A 16,896-nucleotide genomic window follows, 5' to 3' on the forward strand; every position below is an offset into this window, starting at 1 on the left:
GTTAGGCGCCTGTTTGGTTACCTTGTCCTTATGCTCCCTGCAGGAGTCTCGCGAAAACGTTCTAATCAACAAGTGACAAAATCAAATTGGGAGAACAATTTTCAACATCCTTTTCAGAGCTATTATGTTATGTTTGATGATAATCGTATTTTATCATAATTTTTTGAAGAAAAGAAAAAAGAACAAGGTGAACGCTGCTCACCCTGTTCTTGAAGAAGGGAAAAATTACTCAAAATTTGGGATATTGTCTTTGACAAACACCTCATTTAACATTTTAGTAAATGCTATCTGATGTGAAAATCACCATTGTCCAAAACGACCATCTCCTTGTTAAGTGATTATCCGTCTTAACAGGTTTAGAAAATGTCTTTGACAAACACCTCATTTAACAAAATGATTACAACTCGAGCGTTTAATTCAGAGAATTGCGGCCCGTAGACACCTCATTTCGTAAGGTTGTTCTATCAATGGTTACAATTTTACTTCTTTTATAAGAAGTTTGCTTTGATAAACACCTCATTTAACATTTTAGTAAATGCTATCTGATGTGAAAATCACCATTGTTCAAAGCGATCATCCCCTTGTTAAGTGTTAAATCAATCTTAACAATCAAAGATATTGTCTTTGACAAACACCTCATTTACAAAATGATTATAACTCGAGCGTTTAATTCAGAGAATTGCGGCCCGTAGACACCTCATTTCGTAAGTGTTGTATATTCAATGGTAAAACAAAGTATTCCCTAGCCTTGAGAAAAATAGTTGTCTGGAACAAACACCTCATTTTTAGGGTTTTGTTTTGACAAGCTATCCCTTCCTCAAAGATTATGATGTCCTGTTCACGTTTCATTATGCGAAAAAAATTTTCTTCACTAGGACAAGTGTTTTTGATTTAAAGTTGTCTAGTTTCGGTGTCTAGCTCCAGCGCATATTCCATCCTGGATGGAGGATAGTGTACACTTCTATTCATGTGTGTTTTATTTGCATAGGCTTGAGCAAGGCACTTGCGCTTTTCTTATGATAAGATAAAAAGAAAAAGGAGAACAACTAAAAAATGACGTTGTTAAAAGTAGATCAGTTAACTGGAGGGTATACGCGAAACCCTGTCTTGAAGGATATTTCGTTCCAGGTAGATAAAGGTCAAATTGTTGGTCTTATTGGCTTAAATGGTGCAGGAAAAAGCACAACCATTAAACATATTATTGGATTGATGGAGGCGCATAAGGGCAGCATTTCAATAAATGAGAAAACATTTGCTGACGATGCAGCGGCCTATCGCTCACAATTCAGCTTTATACCTGAAACACCAATCTTATATGATGAATTAACATTATATGAGCACTTGGAATTAACGGCAATGGCCTATGGTCTTGATCAGGCAACATTTGATAAACGTCTTCATCCGCTTTTAAAGGAATTTAGGATGGAGAAACGGCTGAAATGGTTTCCTGCTCATTTTTCAAAAGGGATGAAGCAAAAGGTCATGATCATGTGCGCATTTTTAATCGAGCCGGCACTGTACATTATTGACGAGCCGTTTGTCGGATTGGATCCGTTGGCGATCAATTCCCTTTTGGAGATGATGGAAAAGGCTAAACAGCAAGGATCTGGAATCCTAATGTCTACACATATACTTGCAACTGCCGAGAGGTATTGCGACTCTTTTATTATTCTACATAATGGAGAAATCCGGGCCAAAGGAACGTTAATGCAGCTAAGGGAACAGTTTGGCATGAGAGATGCTACACTTGATGATCTTTATATTCAGCTGACAAAGGAAGATCAAGATGAAGAGCATTGATGAAATTTGGAAAACGAGGGTTAATCATCATATAAATGAAACAAGGGCATATTTGAAATACATGTTAAATGACCATTTATTATTTGTGGTTATTTTCTTAGCAGCGGGCGGGGCTGTCACCTATCAAAAATGGCTTGAGACTTTGTCTCCTGATTTTCCAGCTGTTCTGATCATGGCGGTTGTCTTTTCATTAATTTTACTCCGTTCACATGTCCGAACATTGTTAAAAGAGGCTGACATCGTGTTCCTGCTTCCTATGGAACATAAGCTTAAAGGGTACTTTCAAAAGGCCTTTACCTATAGTTTAGTGACACAGAGCTTTCCTATTATTGTGGTCATGATTTTATTTGCACCGCTTTATTTTAAAGCAGCTTCTGCAACTGGAAATAGCCTTATCATAAGCTTGATCTTGCTGATTGTTGTGAAGCTATGGAATTTACGGATCAGCTGGAGAATTGGATACTTAACCGAAGCATCTGCAAAATGGAGCGATCTCGCTGTTAGATTTGTCATGAATGGTTGTATGATCTTTTTTATCCTTTCAGGACAGTATCTCTTTGTGCTGGTGATCTTTCTTATAATGGTGGGCTATGATGCTTATTTTTCCAAGCTTGTTAAGTCGAAGGCAATTAAATGGGATCAGCTGATCAAATTGGAAGGAGAAAGGAAACAGTCCTTTTATAAACTGGCTAACTTATTTACCGATGTCCCTAAATTGAAAAAACAAGCGAAACGCCGTAAGTATCTTGATCTATTTTTAAAGCAAGTAACATACCATCAAGATCATGTTTATGAATATTTATTTAGTAGAGCCTTTTTGCGATCTGGGGATTACTTTGGGATTGCGGTGAGACTTACAATAATCGGCAGTGTGATTTTAGTGTTTATTAATCAACAGCTAATTGGGAATGTGATCATTGTAGTCATTTTTTCATTCTTAACTGGGATACAGATAATGAGTTTATATAAGCATTTTGATTTATTAGAACTGCCTAATCTTTATCCGACAGGGGAAAGAAAGAAGTTAAAAAGCTTTTTAAAGATTATATTTAGCGTGCTTATTATTCAAGCGATCGTCTACTCTGTGGTAACCCTGATATCAGCAACAGCTTTCATTTTTATCATCACTTTAGCTGTAAATGTGGTGTTTGCTAGTCTGTTTACCTATATGTATATGGGAACGAGGTTAAAGAAGAGTGAAAAGGGTGTATAACATATGACCTATGAAACACAGATGGCAGAAGAGTCAAGGCTTTGGAAGCAAAGTCAGTTACGAAGACCTTCTTTTTTAGAAAGATCCTCTAAAAAAGCTCAGACTAAAATGAATCAATTGATTCCAGAAAAGGTACATACAACCATTACAGAAAGTATTAAAAAAATGGTTCAGGCCACACTTATAGGTTCCAATGTCACCACATTTCCTAAAAAAATAGAGAACCTTACGTTTGAGGAACGTGAACAGCTTGTGGAAAAAACGATAGGAACATTTAAGAAGACAGCTGCAATTGAAGGAGCCTCAACCGGGGCTGGAGGAATTTTATTAGGGCTTGCCGACTTCCCTTTATTCCTAAGTATCAAGATGAAATTTTTATTTGAAGTAGCTAGCATTTATGGATACAGCACGAAGGAATATGAAGAAAGGCTGTTTCTTTTGTATGTTTTTCAGCTGGCGTTTTCAAGTGAAGCACATAAAGAAGAAACTCTTGAAAAGATCGAATATTGGGATTCACTAAAAAACGAAGTGAAGGATTTGGACTGGCGGGTATTTCAGCAAGAATATAGAGATTATATTGATGTTGTCAAGCTTATGCAGATCCTGCCAGGGATTGGTGCTGTTGTTGGGGGAGTCGCTAATTATCACCTTGTTCAACAACTTGGTGAATGCGCCATGAATTGCTATCGGCTTAGAATTTTTTCGAATAGGAAGTAATGAAGTGAGAATCTCCTTATTCATGATGACAGCAGCGGATTTCATAGTTGGAAATCTGCTGCTTTTTTGTGTTTTTGCTTTTGTTCTTCACCCCTGCTTGCGCTCTCAAGGACATTATGAACAAATATAACAAGTGATTTGTCCTTTATCCCTGCTCTCAAGGATATTTTGATCCAATCTAACAAGTGAAATGTCGTTGATCCCCGCACTCAAGGACATTTTGATCCAATCTAACAAGTGAAATGTCGTTGATCCCCGCACTCAAGGACATTTTGATCCAATCTAACAAGTGAAATGTCGTTGATCCCCGCACTCAAGGACATTTTGATCCAATCTAACAAGTGATTTGTCCTTTATCCCTGCTCTCAAGGATATTTTGAGCCAATATAACAAGTAATTTATCTTTTATCCCCGCTCTCAATGACATTTTGAATCAATTCAACAAGTGTTTTGTCCATCTAACCACAAGAAGTTTTAACCTGTTAAAGGAATTGGTGATAAAAACGAAGAAATGGATAAGAGACAGGGATTTTCTCTGCGAAAATCTGGACTGTAAAGTGGACATTGGGAAGGAAGGGGAGAAAGATGATAAGAAAATACAAAATTGCAGTAATTGCTGGAGATGGAATAGGCCCGGAGGTAGTCAATGAGGGGATTAAAGTATTAAAGAAGATTGCAGAAATAGACCGTACCTTTGATTTTGAATTCACTTATTTTCCATGGGGGTGTGAATATTATTTACAGATGGGAAAATGATGGATGAGGATGGATTAGAGCAGCTTACATCCTTTGATGCCATCTACCTTGGTGCTGTAGGTTATCCTGGTGTACCTGACCATATTTCATTATGGGATCTTTTATTGAAGATTCGCAAAGGGTTCAATCAATATGTGAACCTGCGTCCAATTACGTTATTAGATGGTGCTCCATGCCCGCTGAAGAATATTTCGCGTGAGCAAATTGATATGCTCGTTATTCGTGAAAATAGCGAAGGGGAATATGCCGGAGCTGGGGATTGGCTGTTTCGTAATCAGTCTCATGAGGTCGTACTGCAAACAGGAATATTCTCAAGAGTTGGTACTGAAAGAATAATCCGTTATGCATTTGAAGAAGCGAGAAAACAGGGAAAGTCTCTTACAAGTATCAGCAAAGGGAATGCGTTAAATTATTCGATGGTGTATTGGGATCAGGTGTTTGAAGAAGTTGCTAAAGAGTACGCGGATGTAGAGACCAATTCTTATTTAGTCGATGCTGCTGCCATGTTTTTTGTCAAAGAGCCTTGGCGCTTTGAGGTGGTTGTTACATCTAATTTATTTGGTGATATCCTAACTGATTTAGGTGCTGCTATTGCCGGTGGAATGGGACTTGCTGCAGGTGCAAACATCAATCCTGAACGAGAATTTCCATCTATGTTCGAACCCATTCATGGCTCCGCGCCAGATATCGCCGGGAAAGGGATTGCAAACCCGTTAGCTGCGATTTGGTCTGTAAGTCAAATGTTAGACTTTTTTAACCAGGAAGCATGGGGCAAAAGAGTTCTAACCGCAATGGAGCAAGTTATGCTAGAAGGAAGCAAATTAACACCTGATATGGGAGGGAAGGCCAATACGCAAGAGGTAGGGGATGCAGTGGTAAAAAAGCTTGTAGAGATGCCATTAGAAAGTATAACAAATAAAGGATGAATTTAATAACTGGTAAAAAGAGAGGCTGTTTCAAAAGGGTGAGCCCTTACACTGAGACAGCCTGTTTGCATTCCTATAAACATCCTAGTCTTTCATTTTGTTTCTAAATTGATCAAAATCAGTTTTAATATAATGAAACAGCTTTGCGTTTCCTCCATGATCCGGATGAGCTTTTTTTAATAGTTCTTTATATGCAGCGATGATGTCTTTATCATTTGCTAGTTTGGTAAGTCCTAACTTTTGACGAAAATCACTTGAAGATAAGGAAGAAGATGATGCATCTTCACTTGTTTCCCCTTTTAGAAGTTTTTCTTTTAATTCAATCAACTCATCACGTAATTCAATATTTTCCTTTAATAAATTGATTGTTTCCTTTTTTAAATGGTTCCTCTCAATTTGCAATAAGCTGATTTCATTATATAGCTTATCTCTTTGATGAATCAATAATCTTGTTGAGCTTGCATGTAATTCCTCTATACCTTTAATTTCCTCATCTTTTGTCTTTATTTTTAATTTTAATAGGTGAATGACCTGGTCTTTATCAAGTTTTGTTTGTTCCTTCATAAAACGCATTAAGGCCTTATCATCTACCGTGAATCCAGTAGCTTTAATTTTGCCCTCACGGAGCCATTGCTTAAAGGTTTCAATATTATCCGTTATTCCAGCTTCCTTTAACAAGGTAAATGCTTGATCCGTGTTCAATCGATTTCTCCTTTCTTCGGGTAGTAGCTATGTAAGTTGAATGAGCAACAGTATAAGCCCCTATTATATATATAAGGTGGCAGGACTGTTTTTTTGCGCTTTCTTTTAAGATTTATCAAGTGGAATACATAAAAAGGTATAATTTTCCCGATTTTGAAACCTTTCCCTATTCGATTCGTATAACACTATATATTGATCAATATGTTCGAAAAAACTGCCTTGTACAGGGAAAAGGGATTAAATGTTTTTATCATTCATGTACTGCCTAATAGCTGCATGGGTTAGATAGATATATATAAAGAAGGGGGAAGAAATATGTTAGATGCGATTGGGGTACTAATGTTTTTAATTCCAGTATTAATTATTGCTGCACTTGCGGGAGTTGGCTATTTCTTTTGGATAAAATATCGCTACCGTACAGCCAAGTCCAACCAGGCCTTAATCATTACAGGACCAAGATTAGGCGATCCAGAGAAGGAAACGAATATTTTTACAGACCAAGAAGGCCGTTCAATGAAGATCATTCGTGGAGGAGGGTATCGACTCAGACGCTTCCAGACATCAACGCCTGTAAATCTGACTTCATTTCAATTAAAGCTATCCACACCAAGAGTATATACAAATGGAGGTGTACCGATTGTTGCTGATGCAGTCGCCATGGTAAAGGTGGCTGATACCTTAAACGGAATCGCAAACTATGCGGAACAGTTTTTAGGCAAGGAACAATCAGAGATAGAGGCAGAAATTATCGAGGTGCTTGGAAGTAATCTGCGTGCAATTCTTTCGAAAATGACGGTCGAAGATATTAACAGTAACCGGGAAAAATTTAATCAGGATGTGTCTGAGGTTGCGCAAAAGCAGCTAGACTTAATGGGTTTTAAAATAACCTCATTGGGATTAACAGATTTACGTGATGCAGATGAAGAGAATGGTTATTTAAAAAACTTAGGCAGACCGCGTATTGCTGAGGTTCGTAAACTAGCAGAAATTGCTGAGGCTAATAGTGAGCGAGAAACCAGAATACACCGTGCGCAAACCGACCAAGAGGCGAAAGAGGAAGAATATAAACGCCAAATTGCGATAGCAGAATCTAAAAAAGAAAAGGATATTAAGGATGCCGCGTTTAAAGAAGAAACAGAACGTGCCCGAGCAAAATCAGAGCAGTCCTATGAATTAGAAAAGGCTAAATTAGCAAAGGAAGTAAAAGAAGAAGAATTAACGCTAAAATTTTTAGAGCGTGAACGTGCGGTTAAGCTTGAGGAAGAAGAAAGCAAGGTTCGCAAAACAAAAGCTGATGCTGAATACTATGAAACAACACGGAAGGCGGAAGCTGAAGCACGTAAAGCGGAAATAGCCGGGGAAGCCAAAGCAAAAATCCGCAGGGAAGAAGGCTCGGCTGAAGCAGATGTCATCCGTGAAAGAGGGAAAGCCGAAGCTGAAGCAAGAAAGCTGTTAGCTGAAGCAATGGAAAAGCATGGTGAGGTTATTATCACCGAGAAACTAATCGAAATGCTTCCAGTTTTTGCTGAGAAGATTGCCCAGCCGCTTAACAATATTGAATCTGTTAAAATTATTGATTCAGGCAATGGCCAGGGTGTGCCTTCCTTTGGCAAAAGCATTACAAAAACGATGGTTGATATGCAAGAGCCGCTAAAAGAAATGACAGGCATTGATGTAGCGGAGTTAATCAAATCATATGCATCAAGAAATGGAACGGTAATTCAAGGAGCCGCCACGGTTCCTCATGTAAATCGGATAGATAATGGCGGAGGAGAAGCTTTCTCCGTTGAGAATAACCAAAAGAATATATGAAAGCTTTAATCTGCTAATTTTATAAACTCATACAATATATAAAGGCGCTTCCTTAACGGAATGCGCCTTTTAGTCTAGTAAAGAGTTTAGTTTTTAAATTGAAATTGGCTGACCGCTTACCGAATCAAGCTGATACTGAATCGCTGCTTTACATAGTGTTTTTGCAGCGATAAGAAGTGCTTTTTCATCAATATCAAATCTAGGATGGTGATGTGGATAGGCATGTTCCTTATTAGCAGGCATGGCTCCTGTAAAAAAGAATGTTCCCTTCACATGCTGCAGGTAATAGGCAAAATCTTCACCGCCCATTTGCAATGGGCTTTCTTCTACCTTATAAACACCAGGAACCTTCTCGGCAATGTTCTTAAGAAATTCGGTTTCGGCTGGATGGTTTACAACTGCTGGATAGCCTCTAAAATACAAATAATCATATTCTGCTCCATTCATAAGACAAGTACCTTTTACCACCTGCTCAATTTCTTGTTCGATTTGTCTTCTTACATCCTCTTCAAATGAACGTGCTGTTCCGATCAGTTTGGCAGAGTTGGCAATAATATTAAAGGCATTTTCGGCTACGAAGGAACCGACGGTAACAACGGCGGAATGAATGGGATCAATTTTGCGGCTGACAATTTGTTGCAGGCCAGTGACGATTTGGGAGCCGATCAGAATAGCATCCTTCGTCTTATGTGGCTGTGCTCCATGTCCGCCTTTACCATGAACCGTGATTTCAAAACGATCTGCTGCTGCCATAATCGGTCCAACCCGGTATTGGATGTTTCCGACAGGTTCTGTAGCCCAAAGGTGTGTACCAAAAATGACATCCACACCCTCCAGGCAGCCGTCGTCAATCATCGAAAGTGCCCCGCCTGGAGCATATTCCTCTGCATGCTGATGAATTAGAACAATCTTTCCGTTCAATAGATGACTATTGTTGTGAAGAACCTTAGCTAAGACAAGCAAGGTAGCAGTATGTCCGTCATGACCGCATGCATGCATGACTCCAGGTACAGTTGATTTATAATCAACATCTTTTTCGTCCTGAATCGGAAGGGCATCAAAATCTGCTCGTAATGCCACGGTAGGACCCGGCAAATCTCCTATGATGGTTGCTACCACACCGTTTCCACCTACATTAGGTCTAACAGATACACCAAGCTTTTTATAATAATCGACAATGTAGCTTGCTGTATTTACTTCCTGAAAGGAGAGCTCAGGGTGCATATGTAAAAACCGGCGAATCTCAATCATTTCTGAATAATGGGCATCTAATGATGACCATAACTGATCTAGCATAATTCCTCCTCCTCAAAGATAAAATTTGTAAAAAGCTTAATAAAAAACATATGTCTCGAAATCAAAATGTATTAGAATAAGTAAGGAATTTATATTAGCTCGATTGTAGTTAAAAAATTTAAAAAATTCAAGAATTTAATTCGATTGGAGGAAAATGGTGAAAAAGTATTATGTATTATTACTGACTCTGATATTTATCGGACTAATTTTACTAATTAAAACAAATGCAATCAATGGGTTTGACTCAATGATTGGGGAAGAATTGTACACTATTCATGATGAACCTTTCTTACTTCTTGTAAATTGGGTTGGAATGTTAGGTTCAACACAGGGCATTATATCTGTTCTGTTTTTGTCAATGATCCTTTTTATTTTAGTTAAAAAAAGTTTTTTAGTTCCCGCCCTTTTATTTTTATCTGTTCTTTTAGGTAATATTGGAAACAAACTATTAAAGGCCATAGTTGCAAGGGAACGTCCTTCTTTTGTCAGTCATATAGAGGAAGGGTTTAGCTTTCCAAGCGGCCATGTCATGGTTGGACTGATTTTGTATGGAATGCTCGCGTATTATTTAGTGAAATCAAGCCAACAAAAGAAAACAAAGCAAACGATTATCACGGGAATTTCGCTTGTCCTTGTATTAATAGGTTTGAGCAGGCTTATTGAAGGAGAGCATTTTCTCACTGATGTGATTGGCGGCTATATAACAGGGGGATTAATGTTGGTTGGATTCATTTCAATCGATAAATTCCTGCATAGAAAGCTAGAAAGAAGTAAAATCAGTCAAGATGCTGCTATGTAATAAAATAATAAATGAAGATAGATTTTGACACTAAACTTCAGTACTTTGACCATTAAGGTGGAGGTACTGAAGTTTTTTTCTACCTTCTTTTAAATAAAAGAGCTTTATTTCGTGTGATGTTTTTTAACATTCATCTGTGCATTTTTATTTGACTCTTTATTCCTTTTAGCTAAATTGTACAAGGAATTGTATGGAATTTCCACAAATCTGCTAATGAAACTTACATATTGATCGGTTAAACTAGTCATTAATTAAATGTTATATTTCTTTACATGTAAAGTGATTAAAAATAACAAACTTGAAGGAGGAGTAAGATTGGCATTAGAAAAAGTTGAGAAAGCTGCTTCTGATATTCCAACAGAATCCTACGGGATTAAAAAGAAATTCACACTTCCGCATATTTACGTGCTTTTATTTTTCTTTATCGCGCTTGGCGCTATAGCTACTTATTTAGTTCCTGCGGGCATATACGAAAGAGTCCCAGGTCCTGAAGGGAGGACAACGATTGATCCTGCTTCATTTCAATGGGTTGAAAGGACACCTGTTGGATTGACGGAATTTATGACGGCTATACCCAGGGGGTTGGTTGCTGCTGGGGAGGTTGTGTTTTTTACATTCATAATTGGCGGTATTTTTACGGTTATTCGACATACTGGGCTTATTGAAATAGGGGTAGACAGGCTTACAAGAAAGTTTTCAACCAGAAGTATCGCATTAATACCCGTACTAATGATAGTGTTTGCCACAGTCTGCAGTTTGATCGGTACGCAGGAATTAAGTTTAGTGTATGTTCCGGTTATCTTACCGTTAATGATTGCTATGGGCTATGATTCGATGGTTGCTGCTGCGGTAGCTTTAGTTGCAACTACTGCAGGATTTATGACAGGGTTTCTTAACCCGATCAATACAGGATTGGGGCAAAAGATTTCAGGTCTTCCCGTGTTTTCAGGAATAGAGATGAGATTCATCGCATTCATTGTGTTTGTTTTGGTCGGAATCATTTATATTGTCCGTTACGCTCAAAAGGTGAGAGAAAATCCAAAGTCAAGTCTGGTATATGAGGAAGATGCAAGTAAGAGAACCGCTTATTTAAATAAATCAGAAGTAAATAAACCTGTTGCATCAATGCGTCAAAAGGTTGCATTCCTTGTCCTTTTAGGTTTTTTTGTTCTACTCGTTTATGGGGTATTAGCAAAAGGCTGGTTTATGTTAGAGATGGCTGGGCTGTTCATATTGATGGGAATCGTCATAGGGATGATTTCCGGGTTAAACCTGACGAATATTTGTGAAGGATTTAATGAAGGTTTTCGCGAGGTGATGGTTGGAGCCATTATTATTGGTGTAGCCAGAGCGGTTGCAGTCGTTTTGGAAGATGGCCAAGTGATGGATACGATTGTGAATAGCTTAGGTGCTTCTGTTGGAGAATTTCCAGCAATATTTAGCGCAATTGGAATGTTCTTTGTTCAAATGCTTTTTAGCTTCTTAGTTCCTTCTGGAAGCGGGCAAGCTCTGGTGACAATGCCAATTTTAGCGCCGCTTTCGGATTTAATTGGAGTTACAAGACAAACGGCTGTATTAGCCTATCAATTTGGTGATGGTCTGGGAAATATTTTATTCCCAACTTCCGGATACTTTTTGGCCACTTTGGCTATTGCTGGTGTTCCTTGGCAAAAATGGGTTCGCTTTTACATACCGTTGTTTTTAGTATGGCTTGTGCTTGCAATTGGATTCCTTATTTTTGCTCAAATGATTCAGTGGAACGGGTAAATTCGGTTTGAGAAATATAGAATAAAGATTTTTTGATTTTACAGCTTTATTCATTTAAAGGAATAAACAGTCTTATCTCGAATAATATATTGAAAGTTAGAAAATGAGATAGGAGAGGAAGAAATGGAATACAAAGTATTGGGCAAAAGCGGTTTATTAGTATCAGAACTTTGTTTAGGTGCTATGACCTTTGGGAAGGAGGTCAATGAATCTGATTCTATTGAAATGATTCATCGTTTCCTGGATAAGGGAGGAAATTTTATTGATACAGCAGATGTTTATGTTGGAGGAGAATCTGAGCGGATTGTCGGCAAGGCGATAAAGGAGCGTCGTTCAGAAGTAGTGCTGGCAACAAAGGTAAGAATGCGAGTGGGACCTCATCCAAATGATTTTGGTTATTCGCGCCGCCGCATTATGGAAGGTGTGGACCAAAGTCTGAAGCGTTTAAATACTGATTATATTGATCTTTATCAGCTTCATGTCTGGGATAATATCACACCTATTGAAGAAACGATAAGAACATTAGATGACCTTGTCAGTTCTGGCAAAGTAAGATACATAGGCTGTTCAAACTTTTTGGCGTGGCAAATGATGAAGGCTTTATCTTATAGTGATTTTCATAATCTTGTACGATTTATTTCCATACAGCCACAATATAGTCTGCTTAGTCGTGAAATGGATAGGGAGGTCCTCCCATTGTGCAAAGAAGAAAATGTCGGTGTCATTCCGTGGGCACCAATTGGAGGAGGATTCTTAACCGGGAAATACAAACAGGGTGAAAAACCACAAAGCGGAAGGCTTTCTCATGGGGTTGGTGAATCTAGTTGGGAGTATAGAGCCAATGAAAGAAACTTTTCTATTTTAAGAGCCGTTGAAGAAATATCACATGAGATCGATAAAACTCCTGCTCAAATTGCATTGAACTGGTTAGTAAATAAAGAAGAAATTACTTCACCGATTTTTGGAGCAAGCAGCCTTGAACAATTTGAGGAGAATATGGGGAGTGTAGGCTGGAATTTAACAGAAGAGCAATGGAATAAACTTGATGAGGTTAGCCAACTTCCTAGTGAATACCCGACAAGGTTTCTTGAGAAATTTCGCAGATAAATAGACCTTTTGATAATAATATAGGTTAGCCAGTCGGCCAAAATCCTACTAGTGGATTTTGGTCAATTTTTTGTCAATTTATTGATGAAAAGAAGAGAGCTTTTATTATTGTTAATGAGCTTTAATGTTCTGAAATAAAATCTAACGCTCATATCCCATTGTATTTAAGGTTGTTGTTCCATTTGACTTCGTTTCGAAAATTAATTTTTAATAAATGGTTTCGAAACGAAATCAAAATACAAAGATAAATTCCGAAGTGCTAAAAAACTATGTGAGAATATATTACAAGAACCACTTCTATTGAAAAGAATGTTGTTATAATGATCCCAATATTCAGACAATAGAAGGAGGATTTTTAATGAAAAAGACACATCCAGCTTTTGTTATTTTTCTATTTTTCTTAGGATGGGTATTTATGTATGCCGATCGCAACATCCTTTCTCCAGTTATGGGCAGCATCGGGGAAGAATGGGGACTAGATAAAGCTCAGTTAGGTTTGATGTCAACGGTATTTTTTGCTGCATATGCCTTTATGCAAGTACCAACAGGGTTTTTAGCTGATAAGTTTGGAAGGGTAAAAGTGTTAGTAGCTGGATATGTTTTATTTGGTGTTGCAACATATTTGAGTGGTTTAGCCGCTAGCTTCGGTCTATTTTTATTAATGAGAGCATTGACAGGCCTGGGAGAAGGAACCTATTACGGCTCTCAGTATGGGATTTCTTCGAGCATAACACCTCAAAAATACAGGGGTCTTGTATCTGCTTTGATTAATAGCGGAATGGCGTTTGGGATATCACTTGGATTTATCGCATCTAGTTATTTTACATATACATTAAATAAAGGCTGGCAGTTTCCTTTTTATGTTTTTGCGGTACCGACGATTATTGTGGCGATCTTAATAGGAATATTCGTAAAAGACAACCACCATAAAGACCAAAAACAAGAGAAGGCGATACATGAAAAAGGCAATGTGAAGCTGTTGTTTACAAAAAATCATCTTTTTGTTTATCTATTAATCTTTTGTTCTCTATATGGATTTTTTGGAATGCTGACATGGCTTCCTTATTATCTGCAAACCGCTCGAGGGGTGGATGCCTCGCAAACTGGCATTATTGCATCTTTAGTGCCATGGGCTTCGATTCCTGGTGCTATCATATTCGGGATTTTATCAGACAAAATCAAAAGCAAAAAGCCTCTTATTATTGCGCTGGCGCTTGCAGGAGCGCTATGTCAATTTGCCATTCCTTATATAGAAAACTATTCTTTACTTCTTGTAGGTTTAATTCTATATGGATTACTCGGAAAATTAGCGCTTGATCCGGTTTTAATCTCATATATGGCTGATATTACCCCATCTTCCATGTATTCAAGGGTTTATGGATTTTTTAACTTTAGCGGTATGTTGTCTTCCATATTTGCTCCTTATATTACCGGGTATTTTGCTGATCAAACGGGAAGTCTTGAATTCGGCTTTTACATATCAGGGGCACTCTTAATCATAGGAGGAATTATGTTTATCTTTACAGATCATCGATTAAAATCAACAAATGATTCAACATCAACTGTCACGACAGGAAATCTAGCTGAGGAGGGAAAAGTAGGGTGAGTAAAGCAATTGTTGGGAGCAAGACAATGGTTGTAAGCCCCCATTATCTAGCATCACAAGCAGGAAATACGATTCTTCAAAAAGGGGGGAATGCCTTTGACGCAGCAGTAGCTGTTAGTGCCTGCCTTGCGGTGGTATACCCGCATATGACTGGCCTTGGCGGTGACTCTTTTTGGCTGGCATATAGCGGGGAAGATCGAATGGTCCGAGCTTATAATGGAAGCGGCCGGTCAGGCTCTGCTATAACGCGTGATGTATATAAAGGAAAAAGCTCAATTCCGACCCGCGGGATAGAAAGTGTTATAACAGTGCCTGGGATGGTTGATAGCTGGGATGCGATCCTGAAGGAGTATGGAAGATTATCACTAGGGGAAGTGCTCCAACCTGCTATCGAGTATGCAAGTTCAGGCTTTCCTTTTTCAAAGGATCAGCATGAGAATACAGTTAAAAGTATTGAAATGCTCCAAAGAGATGATGATGCAGCTGCTATTTTTCTTCCAAATCGGAGGGTGCCTGATGTTAATGAGAGATTTATTCAAACTGATTTAGCTGATACATTAAAGGATCTTGCCTTGAATGGAAGGAATAACTTTTATAAAGGTGAGCTGGGAAAGCGTATCATCGCTAGTCTAAAAGAAAAAGGCGGATTGCTCAATGAAGCTGATTTTACTGAACATAAGGGAATATGGACTGAGCCGATATCAACTACTTACAGAGGCTACAATATGTATCAAGTACCGCCAAATTCGCAAGGCTTTACAGGGCTAATGGTCCTTAATATCCTTGAAAACTATGACATTGCTTCGATTTCAGAAGGCTCATATGAATATTATCATCTATTAATTGAATCATTAAAAAGGTGTTTTCAGGATCGGAACAAATACTTAACGGACCCAGATTTTCAAGCCGTTCCATTAGATCGATTACTAAGCAAATCCTACGCCAAAGAAATGGCAAGCTCTATTCATTTGGATCAAGCGAGGGATATTCAAACTCAATCGGTTGGCAGTGATACCGCTCATGCTGCTGTTGTAGATGAGGAGGGTAATGCTATTTCCTTTATACAAAGCCTTTACTTTGAATTTGGATCAGGAGTTGTCGCTGGGGATACTGGAATTATCATGCAGAACAGAGGTTCCTTCTTTTCGCTTGATTCATCACAGGTTAATTGTTTAGAGCCGAGAAAAAGAACCTTCCATACCCTAATGCCTGCTATGGCACTTAAAGATGGACGACCGCGAATTCTCTATGGTACACAAGGTGGTGAAGGTCAGCCGCAAACACAAACCGTTATGATAACGAGAATGATTGATTATGGAATGGATCCGCAACTGGCTATCAGCGAACCCCGCTTTGTATGGGGCAGAACCTGGGGAGAAGCTACACAAGAGCTAAAAATTGAGGGACGTGTTCCTTTAGCAGTTATTGAACAATTAATGGCAGCGGGGCATATTGTTAAAAGGGTAGATGAATTTGATGGAATAATGGGACATGCAAATGCAATTTGTATTGATGATCAAGGCTTTCTTCATGGCGGTGTTGATCCAAGAAGTGACGGTGCTGCTATTGGGAGGTAAATTGAACTAGTTGAATGATTGGGGCACTTTTACCTGAAGGGCTTTCATCCTTTGTCTGTTAATATTATACTCATACTATATCATGCTAAAGGATGGGTATAATGTGAAGATTGATCATATTGATAGGAGAATACTTGAGTTACTTACAGCTAATGGAAGAATGTCGTATTCAGATATAGGGAAAGAATTGGATTTATCTAGAGTATCTGTTCGCGAACGTGTCAACCAATTAATAAAAAATGAAGTTATTGAAAAATTTAGTGTCGTCATTAATTCTGAGAAAATGGGAAAGAATGTTTCCGCTTTTTTTGAAGTGGATTGTGAACCTGGTTCCTTAGTAGCTGTTGCTGAAACGTTAGCGGATAATCCTTGTGTATCAAGCTGTTATCAAATGACTGGTCCAAGTACGCTGCATATGCATGTGTTAGTAGATGATTTTAGTGCGTTAGAAAAGTTTATCAATAATGAGCTGTATTCACTTGAAGGTATTACAAGAGTAGAGAGCCATATTTTGCTTAGACGTTTTAAGAGCCGCAGCGGCTTGAAATTATAGAATGACGATTTGAAGAGGTTAACTCTCATCATCCCCTTTGGTTCTAAGATTAAAGGGAAGGGAGTTTGCCTCTTTTTTTGAAAAATATTAAATGAATCTATAGAAACGAGTGGATTATTACTATATAATTGTAAATAAATAAAAAAACTTCCGTTTGTTAGGATTTAATTAAAAAACGACTAACAAACGTATATTAATTTAACATAAAATACATTTTTTATCATAGAGTTTATCATGTAGAAATAAACAGAAAAAATGCTTTTGG

At 38.1% G+C, this 16,896-nt stretch carries 12 protein-coding genes and 1 pseudogene; 11 read left to right on the plus strand and 2 right to left on the minus strand.

Features of this window, described 5'->3' with window-relative positions:
- Positions 1 to 1,053 precede the first annotated feature (1,053 nt).
- The 4 genes and pseudogenes from WQ54_RS18810 to WQ54_RS18825 all read left to right on the plus strand — a co-directional run bounded on the left by WQ54_RS18810 (position 1,054) and on the right by WQ54_RS18825 (position 5,412).
- Positions 1,054 to 1,800, plus strand: a complete 747-nt coding sequence (locus WQ54_RS18810; RefSeq protein WP_046586250.1) for an ABC transporter ATP-binding protein — start codon at positions 1,054 to 1,056, stop codon at positions 1,798 to 1,800.
- Positions 1,787 to 3,013, plus strand: coding sequence for an ABC transporter permease (locus WQ54_RS18815; RefSeq protein ID WP_046586251.1), 1,227 nt, complete (start codon positions 1,787 to 1,789; stop codon positions 3,011 to 3,013). The genes WQ54_RS18810 and WQ54_RS18815 overlap by 14 nt, the downstream gene beginning before the upstream one ends.
- A 3-nt stretch (positions 3,014 to 3,016) precedes the next feature.
- On the plus strand, positions 3,017 to 3,730 hold the full coding sequence (locus WQ54_RS18820; RefSeq protein ID WP_046586253.1) for an EcsC family protein: 714 nt from the start codon (positions 3,017 to 3,019) through the stop codon (positions 3,728 to 3,730).
- 588 nt (positions 3,731 to 4,318) lie between these two features.
- Positions 4,319 to 5,412, plus strand: a pseudogene (locus WQ54_RS18825) (tartrate dehydrogenase).
- Positions 5,413 to 5,496: 84 nt separating this feature from the next.
- Here the strand turns inward: WQ54_RS18825 and WQ54_RS18830 are convergent.
- Positions 5,497 to 6,114, minus strand: coding sequence for a J domain-containing protein (locus tag WQ54_RS18830; protein WP_046586257.1), 618 nt, complete (start codon positions 6,112 to 6,114; stop codon positions 5,497 to 5,499).
- Positions 6,115 to 6,429: 315 nt separating this feature from the next.
- On the opposite strand from WQ54_RS18830, the gene WQ54_RS18835 reads away from it, so the two are divergent.
- Positions 6,430 to 7,926, plus strand: a complete 1,497-nt coding sequence (locus tag WQ54_RS18835; protein WP_046586258.1) for a flotillin family protein — start codon at positions 6,430 to 6,432, stop codon at positions 7,924 to 7,926.
- Positions 7,927 to 8,019: 93 nt separating this feature from the next.
- Here WQ54_RS18835 and WQ54_RS18840 read toward each other — a convergent pair whose 3' ends face one another.
- Positions 8,020 to 9,222 (minus strand): M20 family metallopeptidase, encoded by a 1,203-nt coding sequence (locus tag WQ54_RS18840; protein ID WP_046586259.1) that lies wholly within the window; start codon positions 9,220 to 9,222, stop codon positions 8,020 to 8,022.
- 154 nt (positions 9,223 to 9,376) lie between these two features.
- Between WQ54_RS18840 and WQ54_RS18845 the strand changes: the two genes are divergently transcribed.
- The 6 genes from WQ54_RS18845 to WQ54_RS18870 all read left to right on the plus strand — a co-directional run bounded on the left by WQ54_RS18845 (position 9,377) and on the right by WQ54_RS18870 (position 16,631).
- Positions 9,377 to 10,021, plus strand: coding sequence for a phosphatase PAP2 family protein (locus WQ54_RS18845; protein ID WP_084822165.1), 645 nt, complete (start codon positions 9,377 to 9,379; stop codon positions 10,019 to 10,021).
- A 315-nt stretch (positions 10,022 to 10,336) separates the two neighbouring features.
- Positions 10,337 to 11,788: a YfcC family protein gene (locus WQ54_RS18850; RefSeq protein ID WP_231597576.1), complete on the plus strand. Its 1,452-nt coding sequence runs from the start codon at positions 10,337 to 10,339 to the stop codon at positions 11,786 to 11,788.
- Positions 11,789 to 11,911: 123 nt separating this feature from the next.
- Complete coding sequence (locus WQ54_RS18855; RefSeq protein ID WP_046586266.1) at positions 11,912 to 12,895, plus strand: aldo/keto reductase; 984 nt, start codon at positions 11,912 to 11,914, stop codon at positions 12,893 to 12,895.
- A 358-nt stretch (positions 12,896 to 13,253) separates the two neighbouring features.
- Positions 13,254 to 14,501: an MFS transporter gene (locus tag WQ54_RS18860; protein WP_046586267.1), complete on the plus strand. Its 1,248-nt coding sequence runs from the start codon at positions 13,254 to 13,256 to the stop codon at positions 14,499 to 14,501.
- Positions 14,498 to 16,078, plus strand: coding sequence for a gamma-glutamyltransferase (gene ggt / locus WQ54_RS18865; protein ID WP_046586268.1), 1,581 nt, complete (start codon positions 14,498 to 14,500; stop codon positions 16,076 to 16,078). Before WQ54_RS18860 ends, ggt begins: the two co-directional genes overlap by 4 nt.
- 103 nt (positions 16,079 to 16,181) lie before the next feature.
- Entirely contained in the window at positions 16,182 to 16,631 is a 450-nt protein-coding gene (locus WQ54_RS18870) for an Lrp/AsnC family transcriptional regulator (protein ID WP_046586269.1), read from the plus strand.
- The last annotated feature ends 265 nt before the right edge of the window (positions 16,632 to 16,896 follow it).

The sequence above is a fragment of the Bacillus sp. SA1-12 genome (genome assembly GCF_000981385.1).
Taxonomy (GTDB): Bacteria; Bacillota; Bacilli; order Bacillales; family Bacillaceae; genus Metabacillus.